Here is a 13,893-nt window from a genome sequence, read left to right as displayed (position 1 = left end):
CTAGGGAAGCTCGGCCTCCGAATCGGAGCGCGCCGAGGTGTCCTCGATGTTCCGCCCGAGGCCCAGCGTGATTCCGACGATGAGGGTGGCGTGGAAGACGTGCAGTCGCTGCGTCTCGCTCGGAGGGGGCAGCCCCGTCAGCGCCAGCAGCTCCGAGAAGCGCTGCGTGGACTGACGGCCCCACCCCAGGTCGGTGCCCACGGTGACGCGCGTGGTGCGCACGGGGAAATGCAGGCCGGTGGCCACGTGGTACAGGTCACTGGTCGCAAGCAGCGTGCTGGTGTTGGGCAGCTTGATGGCGGCGCTGAAGTCGGTGTGGACGCTCAGGAAGATGCGCAGCCGGTCTCCCACGCGGTGCTCGACGCCCAGCGCCGTGTTCACCACCGGCTCCGAGCCGTAGAAGATGTCGCTGTCGAGCACACGCTCCGGGCCCTCCACGGGGATGGGGTCGCTGTCGAGCAAACGGAACACCGGCACGCGCGCGAACACCTCCACCGCCGCGTGCAGCGTGGTGCCGCCGAGCAGGACGTTGCCGCCCAGCCCCACCGACAGCGGGCTCTGGAAGCGCGCGCGGACGCTCGACTGGAAGTCGGAGATGCGCGCGGGTCCCTGGATGGGGAGCCCCTGCTGGCTCAGCGCGCGCTCCAGCCCCACCTCGCCCTTGCCCAACAGGCCCAGCCCTGGCGTCGTCACCGTCAGGCCCAGGGCCCAGCGCTCACGCTGGTAGCACACGCCCACCTTGGCGAGCAGGCGCAGGTGCTGGACGCGATAGTCACGGTTCACCGCGGCGAGCACGGAGCCGCCGTCCGCGCCGCTGCCCTGGGAGATGGCCAGGAAGTCCCCATGCTGCTGACGCCCGGCGAGGAACGGGGTGATTCCCACGCCCAGCGTCTTGCTCAACGGATAGGCCCAGCTCACGCCGGCCCACAGCTCCTTCACGCCGTGCTCCAGCCGCACGTCGGAGGACAGCTGCTCCAGCCCCTGGACGCCCAGCAGGTTGCTCCCGGAGAAGTCGTCACGACGCGTGAGCAGCGTCTCGAAGCCCTGGCGCGTCAGCAGCGCGTAGCCCATGCGCGCGCGGCCCAGCCACTTGAAGCGCAGGGGGCCCGCGATGAAGGCGGGCAGCGCGTCGAAGCGCGACGTCGTCAAATCACGGCCGGGCCCCAGGCCGTTGACCAGTGCCAGGCGCGAGTACTCGAAGACGTTCCCCGTCAGCTCCAGCTCCAGGTTGCTGACGAGCACCAGCGCGCCGGGGTTGTAATAGACGGCGCTGATGTCCGCGGGGTCACCCAGCAGCGCGCCGCCGAGCAGCCACGCGCGGTTGCCGAACTGCCGCGTCCAGTAGTGCGCGTCCTGCGCCCACACAGGGCTCGCGAGGAGGAAGGCGATGAGCAGCCATCCCCCACGCCATCGCGTCTTCATCCGAGCAAGCCCCGAGGTCCGCTCCCGCGAAGGGGAGACACGGCCCGCGAGCATGCGGTCCACGTGGGCCCGGGCCCATGGCCCCCGGGTCCCACGCACCTGTCATCCAGCGGGGCTCAGCCCTTCTTCGCGGCGGCGCGGCCCTTGCGCGCACCGCCCCCACGCGCCGACGTGGCCGCGGGCGCGGGGCCGGTCGTGGGAGAGGTCGGATCCTCGCCCTCCGCCGCCTTCACGCGGCGCTTGAGTCGGCGAGGAGGCAAGAGGTCCGGCTCTCCCGGCACCTTCTGCGCGAGGAAGATGGCGGCATCCAGCTTGTAGAACGTCCTCGCCCGGTACCACGCCAGCGCGGACTCGTTGTTCTCCGCCACCTCCAACACCAGGTGCGTGCAGCCCCGCGTGCGCGCCAGGTGCTGGAGTTGATCCAACATGAAGCTGCCCACGCCGCGGCCCTGGTAGTCCGGGTGCACCGCGAGCTCCTCCACGAAGAGCGGCCGCATGCCGCGCTTCTCGAACCAGCGCGGGTTCACCCAGTTGTCGTCGCCGGTGGCCTCGAAGGCGCACTCGGAGTAGCCGACAATCTCCCCGTCCACTTCGTAGAGGAGCTGTTCGATCCACTCGGAGGTGTAGACCTCCATGAAGCGGCGCTTGGAGCGGGGACGCTGGTATTCGACCGTCTCGCGATTGACGTCGCGGAAGACGAGCTTGAGGAACTCCCAGGTCCGGTTGAGGTCACGGCGGTGGATGCGGCGGACCCGGACCTCGAGCGACTGCTGGGGCGCGACTTTCGTCATACAGGCTGCTTCCTTAGCAGGCTGGCGGAAAGCCACCAGTGCTTCTCATGGGCCGAGAGGCCCTCCGTCCGGAATCACGCCTCGGGAGGGTTGCCTCGCGGTGGGGTGGGAGGATGGAATGGGGCGGAAACTCCCCATTGAATCCCGTGCGAGCCACAACCCCATGAACCGACCGTCCGACGGTGACCTGTCCATCGATACGGTCCTGCGCAACACCTACAAGGTCGTCTCCATCCTCGGACGCGGCGGAATGGGCTCGGTGTACCTGGCCCAACACCTGCGACTGCCCGGCAAGCAGGTCGCGGTGAAGGTGCTGCGCGGCGGAGACCACCTGACCCCGGAGATCTTCGCGCGCTTCCGCCGCGAGGCCGAAATCGCCTCCCGGCTGGGCCACCCCAACATCGTCGAGGTGCTCGACTACGACACGCTGGAGGACGACACCCCGTTCCTGGTGCTGGAGTTCCTGCGCGGCGAGAGCCTCCAGGCCCGACTGGAGCGGGGGCGGCTGCCGTTGTCGGACGTCTACTCGTTCACGCGGCAGATGGGCTCGGCGCTCCAGGCCGCGCACGGCGCGGGCATCGTCCACCGCGACCTGAAGCCCGCCAACGTCTTCCTGGTCCCCACCGACTCGGGCGGTGTGGTGGGCGAGCGGCTCAAGCTACTCGACTTCGGCATCTCCAAGGTCCTCGACTCCGGCACGGTGCAGACGCAGGAGGCGATGCTCATCGGCACCCCGCAGTACATGTCGCCGGAGCAGGCCCAGGGCCGCAACAGTGAGATCGACGCACGCACGGACATCTTCGCGCTGGGCGCCATCGTCTACGAGATGATGACGGGCACGCCTGCGTTCGGCGCGGGTGGCATCGCGCAGATGATCTTCCGCGTCGTCTACGAGCCGCCCCCGCCGCTCGCCCCGCTGTGTCCGGAGGCCCCGCCCCACGCCATCGCCGCGGTGGACAAGGCCCTGGCCAAGCGCGCCCAGGACCGCTTCCAGGACGTCGCGTCCTTCGTGGAGGCGCTCACCGGCAGCCCGCTGCACACGCTCTCCTCCTCCACCGGCTCCCATGCCGCGCTGCCGCGTCCCTCGGGCACACCCTCCGGCGTCGCGCTGCCCTCGGAGGGGCCGCCGTCGCTGTCCAACACCCTGCCGCCGGGAAGCCTCCAGAAGGGCCCCGATACGGGCCGCCTCGCCTTCGACGACACCCTGGCCCCGGGCTCCTCGGGCAACCAGGGCGTGGTGCAGCCCGTGCGCGGCTTCGCGTCCGGCGGCACCGGGCAGATGGGCGTCGCCCAGGCGCAGGCCGGCTTCGCCAGCGGCGGCACCGGGCAGATGGGCGTCGCCCAGGCGCAGGCTCCCGCTGGAGGCTTCGCGGCGAGTGGCACCGGACAGATGGGCGTCGCCCAGGCGCAGGCTCCCGCTGGAGGCTTCGCGGCGGGTGGCACCGGACAGATGGGCGTCGCCCAGGCGCAGGCCGCCACGCCCAAGGTCCCGCTGATGGACCCGCCGGGCCTGGACCCCACGCTCATCTCCCAGCAGGCGCCGTCGCTCCCTCCTCCCGTCGCGGGTCAGAGCCTGGTCGCCCCCGCGCCGGTGCCCTCCGCCGTGGCCCCGAGCACTGCGAGCCAGCCCGCGAAGAGTCGCGCGCCCCTGGCCGCCATCGCCGTGGCGGCGCTCGTGGTCGTCATCGCGGGCGGCTGGTGGGTGACCCGCCCCAAGGACGGCCCTCAGCCCACGCCGCCCGTCGCCACGGGCACGCAGGCCGTCACGCCGACGGCGAACACCGGCGCGCAGGGCCCCACCCCGACGTCCCCGAACACGGGCACGCAGGGCACCACCCCGACACCTCCGCCCAACACCGGCACGCTAGCCCAGGGCACCGACACGCCCACCGGGACGACTCCCGTTCCGACGGGCACCACCCCGACGCCGGTGGACCCGCCTCCGGACGACCCCACGGGGGTGGCGACGAAGAACCCGCCCCCCTCCACACGTCCTTCCACCCGACCCGAGACTCCCGAAAAGCTGTCGGACGAGCTGCGGCAGCTTTTGGCGGACGCGGAGCGTGCTTTAAACGGGGGAGACACCGCGGAGGCCATCCGTCTGGCTCGGAGCAGCCAGCGGCGGGAACCCAAGGTCATCCCACTGGCGTCCTACTCGCTGCTCACCCGGGCCTTCTGCCGTCAGGGAGACCTCAGCAACGCCAAGGCCCAGTGGCCGAAGGTCTCCCGGGCGGAGCAGGCCCGGGTCCGGAAGTTCTGCAAGCAGCACGACATCGAGCTCTGACACACGGCGCCGTCCAGGAGACGGCCCCTTGATTCCCGAGGTGAATTTCTTGAGAAACCTGGTCGCGGTATTCGTCACCACGCTCGTGCTGGGGTCCACCGCCAGCCTCGCGGCGTCCCCCGTGGAGGCCGGCAAGGTGTTCGTCGGCCCCGAGGGCGAGGAGGTCGCCGTCGTTCCCCTCGCCCCGCGCTCGAACAAGAAGTACCTGCTGCGCGTGCAGGGCACCGGCTCCGAGATTGACGGCAAGGTGCTGCCGTTCGAGCTGAACGACAGCAGCTCCATGAGCAGCGAGCAGCACAGCTACAAGACCCAGTGGCGCGGCCGTGGCTACACGGTGCTGTACATGCGCAACTCCAAGTACGAGCTCTACGTCCCGGGCCGCTCCAAGGAGATTCGCGTCACCTTCGACGAGAAGCGCAGCAAGGCGCTCGACGCCGAGGACGTCTATGACCTGCACCAGAAGCAGAAGAAGGACGGCACCGTCGCGAAGCTGATGGCGTTCGACCGCAAGGGGGAGATCGCCAAGCAGGAGAAGGACTACGTCACCCACGTGCAGGACGCGAACACCGCGTGCGGCACGTCGCTCTCCGCCGCCATCGACTGGACGTCCATCAACGACGAGCAGCTCAAGGAGCTGAGCATCAGCAGCTACTGTGAGGCGCCGCTCGCGTCGCTCAAGCAGCTGTGCACCGTCTCCAACGTCGCGAAGCAGACCGTCAAGGAGAAGCTCAAGCAGGTCAGCTGCCGCTTCGGCGATGCCCTGGAGCCGAAGGTGGAGGGCGACAAGCTCATCTGGACCACCTCCCGCGACGCGTCGAATCAGCAGGAATTCGCCACGAAGTTCTTCAAGACGAACCTTTAGTCCATGAGATTTGAGATGAACTTCCAGCGTATCGCCGCCGTGGCGGTGTCCTTCGCCTGTAGCGCGTCCCTGGCCTCCGAGAGCATCCAGCCCCCCTGGGGCAAGGAGGAGAACCTGGGCCAGAAGATGGTCATGGAGTCCACCGCCGTCTGCACCGACGGCAAGGGCCACTACGTCGTCGTCACCCCCGAGGAGGAGCGCGGCGGAGACCAGCTCTTCTACGGCGACGGCAAGCAGTTCGTGCAGGTCCCGTCCATGCCCTGGACCTCCGGCACCAGCTTCGTGGACCCGCGCTTCTTCAACAAGTCCGCCAACCCGAACTTCCGCGGCCAGGACTGGCGCGTGGTGTCGGAGGTGGAGTTCGACCGCAAGGAGAAGAAGTGCACCATGCGGTGTGGTGAGAAGAACATCCCGCTCACCGTGGTGGAGACGGCCCAGGGCGCGGACATCCTGCGCAAGGCCAGCTACGCCCCCAACCCGCAGGAGTTCGCCCCGTACGCGCTCCTGCGCGACACCAAGGGCAACTACTACTTCGTCGACAAGGGCATCAAGACGCCGGAGCAGAAGAACTACCGCGTCTTCATCGGTCCTCGCGGCGGCCTGAAGTCGCAGAAGATGACCAACGTCATCGCCGACTCCGAGGGCGAGATCTTCTCCACCAAGAAGGGCGACCTCCGCCTGGTGTTGGACAAGGCGAAGAGCTCGGTGTGGATCGAGAACAAGAAGAAGTCGCTGGAGCTGCGCCAGGTGCCCGTCGAGGAGAACCTGCCGCTCATCTACAACGACCTGGGTGTGTACGAGGGCATCCGCCTGGGCACGCCCTGCGACGACCAGTAGTCGTGCCTTCGGGGCCTGGACTCGTTCGGAGCCCAGGCCCCGGCAGCACCCCGGGTCGAGCGGCGGACATCCCGCCATCCCCGAGGAACCGTGGCGCCCCACGTGACGCGTCGTTAGGTTGCCGGCCCCGAACAGGAGGCCGCCCATGCGTCCGGATGAGATTCGATTCCTTCAGCAGTCCATCGAGGCCGCGCGTCGCGCGAGCAGCCGGGGTGACCAGCCGTTCGGAGCGGTGCTGGTGGATGCCCAGGGCCAGGTGCTGCTCGAGGGTGAGAACACCGTGGTGACGCAGCGCGACTGCACGGGGCACGCGGAGTCGAACCTGATGCGGGACGCGACGAAGCGCTTCACGCCGGAGGTGCTCGCGGGCTGCACGATGTACGCGAGCACGGAGCCATGCGCGATGTGCGCGGGCGCCATCTTCTGGGGCGGCGTGCGGCGGGTGGTGTTCTCGCTGTCCTCGGCGGAGTTCGCGCAGCTGGTGGGCACGGCCCGGGGAGGGCTGGCCATGTCGTGCCGCGAGGTGTTCGAGCGCGGCAGCAGCCCCACGCAGGTGGAGGGTCCCATCCCCCTGCAGGAGGCTCGCGACGTGCACACGGCCTTCTGGCGCTGAGCCGGGGCGCTTGCGTGGCTCGTGGGGTTTGCGCGAGCCTCACGCCACCCTCGTGATACTGCCCCGCTACTTCGTTCCCCATGCCACCACGCCGCCGGTGCCCGTCCTGTCGGACGCGGCCTCGGTGGTCCACGTGGTGGATACGTTCCTACTCGACTTCCACCACATGGCGCGGTCGGAGTGGGTCGTCGGGCTCGATGCGTTGGGGGCGGTGCACTTCATCCCCGCGAGCGAGCGGAGCCGGCTGCCCGCCTCGGCGCTCGCGCAGCTCGCGCACCATGAGGTCGCCACTGGCCGCACGCCCCACAGCATCGCGGCGGCGACGGTGTACTTCTTCGAGGTGGAGCTGGTCGAGCACCCCGCCGACGCGGAGGGCTTCAACGACCCGGTGTACCTGTACGGGCACCTGTCCGGTCCCTGGCCGAACACGTCCCCCAAGCGCGTGCCTGGGCAGCTCACCGTGACGCGCGGGGATGTGCTCGCGGGGCTGACTCGGCAGGCGCCGTATGCCTTCGAGTACGCGCAGACGCCGGAGGGGCCCGCCGCGCCGCGTGGCTATCACGCGCTGTTGCCGGGGGACCGAGCGGAGGAACTCGAGGAGGGAGGCGGGGCGGTGCTCGCGTGGCCCGTGGTGCCGCCGGAGCTGCAGGTAGGCAACGCCTCCAACGGGCCGATGGTGGCGCGCATCCTCCATGACGTGCTCACGCAGCTGAAGGAGGACGCGGAGGCGAACGGAGGGCCCGCGGCGCTGGCGAAGCTGGAGCTGCCGGTGCCGAGTCGGGCCATGGCCGTCGCGGAGCTGGAGCTGCGCGGCTACGAGGTGAAGGGCGACGTGGCGGTGCTGCGCCATCAGCACCCGGGAGTGCTCACGCGCATGGCCGAGTGGCTGCGCGCGGAGAAGGTGCGGATTCCTCCCGAGGCGGGCGCGCCCGAGTTCCTGGAGCTGGCGAGCCAGGCGCTGGCGGTGCTTCCCGGCTGGCCCACGAAGACGGAGCGAGTGCTGCGCTCACAGGTCGGCGCGGGGGACCGGCTGCCCCCGGTCTCCGCGCCGGTGCCGGTGGCTCCGGTGCCCGCACGTCCCCTGCCCCCTCGGGCTCCGTCGCCGCCCGCGCGCCCGGATGAGTGGATGCGGGACTTCCTGTCCGCGCATGCCGCGCAGAAGCCCCAGGCGGCGAAGCCTCGGCTGACGAGGACTCGGCCCGTGGCGCCGCCGCCCGCGCGGGCTGGGACGCCTGCCTGGATGGAGGACTTCGGAACTGCTTCGGCGCCGTCCGCCGCGCAAGGTTTGCGTGAGCCGGGCGAGCCCTCCGCGACGGCGAAGAAGCCCGACTGGATGACCGACTTCGAGGACTGAGCCCCCGCTTGCGCTGGACCTTCCGGCCCGTTGGAAGGTGATAGCGTTCGGCGCATCCAGCAGGGGGAACGATGGGTCACGAGAAGCCAGTCGAGCCGTTTTCGGATCTCCACGTCGAGGAGGGGAAGGTCCGCGCGGTGTTGCTGCATGACCCGACGGTGGAGGGTCTGGACGTCGCCATCTACATGGACGCGTCCGGCAGCATGGAGGAGGAGTACAAGTACGAGCGCCCCAAGCGCTCCTTCCTGGAGTGGCTGCGAGGCGCGCCGCTGAAGGACCCGGCCAACCAGGTGGAGCCGCAGGTCCAGTGGATGCTGGAGTACCTGGCCACCAAGGACCGCAACGGCCTCTTGCGCGTCGCCTACTGGGCGGCGGGCGCGTCGGGCAAGGACGTGGAGGTGGTGGGCGAGCTCAAGGGCGTGGACGTCCAGCAGTACCGGTTCCCGGGCGCGAAGAAGCCCGGCGGGCACACCTTCATGACGCCGGCGCTGAAGGACTACGTGCGCTACCTCAAGGAGCAGGTGAAGCACGGGGCGCGGCGCGGCTGCGCGGTCATCGTCACGGACGGCAAGCTGCATGACGCGGAGGAGGTGGAGCGCTTCTCCGCGCAGGTGGCGAAGGACATCGTCGCGGGGCGGCTGCCCCGGATGAACTTCGTGCTGGTGGGCGTGGGGGACGGCGTGGACGAGGAGCAGCTCGAGCGGATTGCCCATCTGGAGTACCCGGGCGTGGGGCACCTGTGGTGCCACCGCATCGCCGAGGAGATTGGCCAGGTCGCCGAGCTGGTCGCGGTGCTGGTGGACGAGAACATGACGGTGGCCGCGGGCGGCACGGTGTACGACGACCAGGGCCGGGTGCTGAAGACGTACGAGGGCCGGCTGCCGGCGGTGCTGGAGTTCGACGTGCCGGAGGGCGCGGAGAGCTTCACGCTGGAGGTGAATGGCCAGCGCTTCACGCAGCCGTTGCCGGACGAGGACCACCACGAGGACGAGGACCACCACTGATGGCCGGGCACGAGGTGGTGGTGCGTCCGTTCTCGGACGTGCATCGGATGGGGAACAAGGTGGTGGCCACGCTGCTGCATGACCCGACGGTGGAGGGGCTGGATGTCGCCCTCTACATGGATGGCTCGGCCAGCATGGAGGACGAGTACGGTCCTCGGGGTGTGCTGGCGAAGCTGGCGCCGGTGAAGAACCTGGTCGAGCCGCAGATGCGGTGGATGCTGGAGTACCTGGCGAGCAAGGACCGGGACGGGCAGGTGCGCGTGGCGTACTGGGCCACGGGGGACGGCAGCCAGTTGGAGGAGGTGGGGCTGTTGTCGGCGGTGCAGGCGAAGGACTTCCGCTTCCCGGGGCCGCGCGCCTACGGCAAGGCGACGGTGATGCTGCCGGTGTTGCGCGACTTCGTGGCGCACATGAAGCAGCAGGTGGCGAAGGGGGCGCGGCGGGGGCTGGCGGTCATCATCACGGACTCGCAGCTCTCGGATGGGGATGACGTGCGGGCGTATGCGACGCAGGTGGCGAAGGAGATTGCCGCGGGTCGCCTGCCGAGGATGAGCTTCGTCTTCGTGGGCGTGGGCGACCAGGTGGACGAGGAGCAGATGGAGGAGATCTCCCACGAGACGTACCCGGGCGTGGGCCATCTGTGGTGTCACCGCATCGCGGACCGCATGGAAGAGATGGCGGAGCTGGTGGCGGTGCTGGTGGACGAGACGATGACGGTGGCCGCGGGCGGCACGGTGTACGACGAGCAGGGCCGCACGCTGAAGTCGTACGAGGGACGGCTGCCGGCGGTGCTCGAGTTCGAGGTGCCGGCGGAGTGCAAGGCGTTCACCCTGGAGGTCGCGGGGCAGCGCTTCACACAGCCGATTCCGGAGGAGCACGGGGACGAGGAGCACCACGAGGAGGAGGCGCCCGAGCCGGTGCGAGCGCCCGAGCCGGCTCCCCGGCGCAAGCACGGTGGTCATCGTCACTAGGGTTTCGAGCTTCAGGTTTCAGGATTCACGGTTCAGGAAGAACACGCCATGTCCGAGCAGAAGAAGAGCGGTGAGCCACGCGAGCACGTCCACGGTCCGGGCTGCAAGCACGACGCCGGACATGGCGACGCACCGTCCCTCGCGGTGGGCAAACCCGCCGCGAAGCCCGTGTTCAAGTCACTGAAGCTCGTGGGGACGAAGGACCCGGGGAAGCACGTCCATGGGCCTGGGTGTGCGCACGACCATGCGCCCGCCCATGAACACGGCCCGGGGTGCACGCATGACCATGACCATGCACAAGAAGGACACCCGCACGAGAGTGCGCACGCCCCGATCCATGAACCTGGTTCCGGTGGCACGCATGACCATGGCCATGCGCGAGACGGACATGGCATGGGGTGTACGCATGACCACGGCCACCAGCATGGGGCAGGCAGCCGACACATCGACGGTCCTGCGCACTCTCACGGGGACAAGCATCAGCATGGCCCCGCCTGCGACCACAACCACGCTCACGGAGGAGGCAGCCACGCGCATGGCGACAGCCACGCACACGCGGACGGAGCCGCGTGCGGCCACGACCACGGTGACGGACATCATCATCACCACCACCCGAAGCCGAAGAAGATCCGCCCTCCGGGCTATCGCGCGGCGGAGGGTGGTGGCGTCGCGCTCCAGCTCGACCTGGAGGGAGCGCTGCCGGGCGAGACGAACGACCACGGTCGCTTCCAGAAGTTGGAGGAGGCGCTGGAGGCCCATCACGGCGTCATCGACGTGCACATCCGCCGCGACCAGGGCTACGCGGAGGTCTGCCTCCACTACAACCCGAAGCTGGTGAACTCGACGGCGCTGCTCGCGACGGCACAGCGCACGAGCGCGCAGGTGGCGAAGCGCTACAAGGACCACACCTGGTTCGTGCGAGGGATGAGCTCGGCGGACTCGGCCACGGCCATCGAGCACGGCCTCACCAAGGTGAAGGGTGTGCTGTCCGCGAACGTGGCATACGCAAGCGAGCGGCTCGTCGTCGAGTACGACAGTGAAGAGGTCTCGCTGAAGGACCTCGAGTCCCGCGCGAAGTCGTTGGGCTACACGCTGGAGGTCCCGAGCCACGGGCACGCGTGCTCACACCACGCGCACGGAGGTGGCCTCGCGCCACTCCTGGAGATGCCGCTGGTGGTGGCCTCGGGAGTGCTGCTGGTCGCGGGCTGGCTGCTCGGGCGATTCGCCCCCGTGCCCGAGATGGTGCCGACAGCGCTGTGGGCACTGTCCATCCTGAGTGGCGGGTTCTTCGCCATCCGGGGCTCGGTGAAGTCGCTGCTCCAGCTGCGCATCGACATCGAGACGATGATGGTGGTGGCGGCGCTGGGCGCGGCGGTGCTGGGCTCCTGGTTCGAGGGAGCATTCCTGCTCTTCCTCTTCAGCGCGGGCCACGCACTGGAGCACAGGGCGATGGACCGGGCGCGACGCTCCATCGAGTCACTCGGGGCCCTGCGGCCCGAAGTGGCGCGAGTGCGCCGAGGCTCGGAGTTGGTCGAAGTTCCCGTGGCGCAGGTGCAGCGAGGAGATCGCGTCGTGGTGCGCCCGGGAGACCGGGTGCCACTGGACGGCATCATTCTGGAGGGCAAGAGCTCACTGGAGCAGGCCGCCATCACGGGCGAGTCGATGCCGGTCGCCAAGGTGCCAGGGGACGAGGTGTTCTCGGGCACGGTGAACTGCGAGGCCTTGCTGGAGGTGGAGGTCACCCGGCTGTCGTCGGAGTCCGTGCTCGCGCGAGTGGTGGACATGGTAGCGGAGGCCGAGGCGCAGAAGGGGCCGAATCAGCGCTTCGCGCAGCGACTGGAGCGCACCGTCGCGCCGCTGGTGATGATTGGCGCGGTGGTGTTCCCGGTGGTGCTGGTGGTGCTGGGCACACCGCTGAAGGAAGCCATCCTCCGCGCGGTGTCCCTGCTGGTCGCCGCATCGCCGTGTGCATTGGCCATCTCGACCCCATCGGCGGTGCTGTCCGCGGTGGCGGCCGCGGCGCGAGGCGGTGTGCTCATCAAGGGAGGCATCTACCTGGAGCTGCTCGGCAAGGTGAACGCCATTGCCTTCGACAAGACGGGCACGCTGACAATGGGCAAGCCGAAGCTGCTGAGCACGGCGCCCGTGGCCGGAGTGACGGAGGAAGAGCTGCTCGGCACGGCGGCAGCGGTGGAAGCCCTCTCCGCACATCCCCTGGCGCACGCCGTGGTGGAAGCGGCGGCTTCACGAAACATCAAGCCACCGGCCGGCGGTGACATGGAGGCCATTCACGGCAAGGGCTTGCGAGCGAAGATTGGCACGGACTGGGTGGACGTGGGCAGCCTCGCGCTGTTCGCAGGAGATGCCGTACCGGCCGAAATCCAGACATGGGTGGACCGACTGGAGGAGGCAGGCCAGACGACGATGGTGGTGCGCAGGGCAAGCCGATACCTCGGCGTGCTCGGAGTGGCGGATACGGTGCGAGCCGGAGCACGGTACGTCATCTCCACGCTCAAGCAGCAGGGCATCAGTCGCACGGTGATGCTGTCGGGAGACAACGCGAGGGTGGCGAAGTCCATCGCGGAGCAAGTGGGGCTCGACGAGGCGCGGGCGCCGCTGATGCCGGCAGACAAGGTGACAGCGGTCCGTGAAATGGGGCGCACGGGCTCCGTGGCGATGGTGGGCGACGGTGTCAACGATGCGCCCGCGCTGGCAGCGGCATCGGTGGGCGTGGCGATGGGAGGAGCGGGCTCGGACGCGGCGCTGGAGACAGCGGACGTGGTGCTGATGAGCGACGACCTGTCCCGCCTGCCCTTCGCGCTGAGCCTCGCCCGTCAGGCGACCTCGGTGATGAAGCAGAACCTGGTCATCTCCTTGGGCATCAGCGCGGTGCTCATCGTCGCCTCCATCTTCGGACTGACGAGCATCAGCTCCGCGGTGGTGCTGCACGAAGGCAGCACCCTGCTCGTCGTGGCGAACGGCCTCAGGCTGCTCGCCGTTCGCCCCAAGGTCCTAGGCTCCACGCCCCTGCCATCGATGGGAATCAGACCAACGCCTCATTAAGGGCAAACAACACAACAAAAAGAGCCTCACAAGCACCAACCACTCACAATCTCATCCACACCCATGCAACAGGAGATACCCCGGCGACAGAAAGCTATCATCACTCAATCTACCGCCAGGACCCACATTCTCGCCACGCCTCCACGAGTGCGCCTCTCAACTTCTACTTCTTCGCCATCTCCAATGGAATCAAAGAGCCATTCGGGTAGACAACCTGAGCCTCGCCACTCCGCACTCGCGCTGCCAAACTCTCCCCAACAAACACCGAGTGTCTCCCTCCCCCCACCAGTGGACTCCCTTTTTTCACGAATTCCTTAATCCCTCGCATCATCGTTCGCAGAGTCTTCAAGTCCCCGCCTTCAGACTGCGTATCCAAATAGAACCGTCCAGGAATGATCCCGCTCTCCTCTTTTGTGGAGCGTGTCCACTCGAGACACGCTCCACCTTTCGGAGAAACATGAAATTTCCCTTGCCGAGCTGCCAGAGGAACCACCCTTGAGCCAACCAACCCCAGCAGTTCACGCGGAAACACAATTTGCTCTACATCTGCACACTCCCCAATAGACACTGCATTCAACGCAGCGCTTTCGACAAACCGACCTGTGCACAGCGCATCCCAGCGCTCCTTCATGAACGCACACAAACGAGCCTCATCATGCTCATCCAGTACGAATTCAAACTGAATTCCCATC

Annotated in this window: 11 protein-coding genes; 8 read left to right on the top strand and 3 right to left on the bottom strand. The window is 68.5% G+C overall.

Annotated elements, in window-relative coordinates; translation table 11 throughout:
- Entirely contained in the window at positions 1 to 1,422 is a 1,422-nt protein-coding gene (locus tag VZQ01_RS27835) for a hypothetical protein (protein WP_408889301.1), read from the bottom strand.
- Positions 1,423 to 1,538: 116 nt separating this feature from the next.
- Entirely contained in the window at positions 1,539 to 2,213 is a 675-nt protein-coding gene (locus VZQ01_RS27830) for a GNAT family N-acetyltransferase (protein ID WP_426745160.1), read from the bottom strand.
- A 163-nt stretch (positions 2,214 to 2,376) separates the two neighbouring features.
- On the opposite strand from VZQ01_RS27830, the gene VZQ01_RS27825 reads away from it, so the two are divergent.
- From VZQ01_RS27825 to VZQ01_RS27790, 8 genes are all read left to right on the top strand, one after another.
- Positions 2,377 to 4,497 (top strand): serine/threonine-protein kinase, encoded by a 2,121-nt coding sequence (locus VZQ01_RS27825; RefSeq protein WP_426745159.1) that lies wholly within the window; start codon positions 2,377 to 2,379, stop codon positions 4,495 to 4,497.
- A gap of 40 nt (positions 4,498 to 4,537) precedes the next feature.
- Positions 4,538 to 5,359, top strand: a complete 822-nt coding sequence (locus tag VZQ01_RS27820; protein ID WP_223748333.1) for a hypothetical protein — start codon at positions 4,538 to 4,540, stop codon at positions 5,357 to 5,359.
- 15 nt (positions 5,360 to 5,374) lie between these two features.
- Positions 5,375 to 6,196, top strand: a complete 822-nt coding sequence (locus tag VZQ01_RS27815; RefSeq protein WP_267699615.1) for a hypothetical protein — start codon at positions 5,375 to 5,377, stop codon at positions 6,194 to 6,196.
- A 145-nt stretch (positions 6,197 to 6,341) separates the two neighbouring features.
- Positions 6,342 to 6,809, top strand: coding sequence for a nucleoside deaminase (locus tag VZQ01_RS27810; protein ID WP_141328066.1), 468 nt, complete (start codon positions 6,342 to 6,344; stop codon positions 6,807 to 6,809).
- 52 nt (positions 6,810 to 6,861) lie between these two features.
- Positions 6,862 to 8,163, top strand: coding sequence for a hypothetical protein (locus VZQ01_RS27805; protein ID WP_426745158.1), 1,302 nt, complete (start codon positions 6,862 to 6,864; stop codon positions 8,161 to 8,163).
- 71 nt (positions 8,164 to 8,234) lie between these two features.
- Complete coding sequence (locus VZQ01_RS27800; protein WP_248546844.1) at positions 8,235 to 9,167, top strand: vWA domain-containing protein; 933 nt, start codon at positions 8,235 to 8,237, stop codon at positions 9,165 to 9,167.
- Positions 9,167 to 10,138: a vWA domain-containing protein gene (locus VZQ01_RS27795; RefSeq protein ID WP_408889298.1), complete on the top strand. Its 972-nt coding sequence runs from the start codon at positions 9,167 to 9,169 to the stop codon at positions 10,136 to 10,138. The genes VZQ01_RS27800 and VZQ01_RS27795 overlap by 1 nt, the downstream gene beginning before the upstream one ends.
- A gap of 393 nt (positions 10,139 to 10,531) precedes the next feature.
- Entirely contained in the window at positions 10,532 to 13,201 is a 2,670-nt protein-coding gene (locus VZQ01_RS27790) for a heavy metal translocating P-type ATPase (protein WP_426745157.1), read from the top strand.
- 163 nt (positions 13,202 to 13,364) lie between these two features.
- On the opposite strand, the gene VZQ01_RS27785 is transcribed toward VZQ01_RS27790, so the two are convergent.
- Entirely contained in the window at positions 13,365 to 13,892 is a 528-nt protein-coding gene (locus VZQ01_RS27785; protein WP_408889296.1) for a hypothetical protein, read from the bottom strand.
- Position 13,893: the final 1 nt, after the last annotated feature.

It is taken from the genome of Myxococcus faecalis (assembly GCF_050039385.1).
Lineage (GTDB): Bacteria > Myxococcota > Myxococcia > Myxococcales > Myxococcaceae > Myxococcus > Myxococcus fulvus.
The sequence above is the reverse complement of the archived record's forward strand: the minus strand, read 5'-3'. Positions and strand labels throughout refer to the sequence as shown.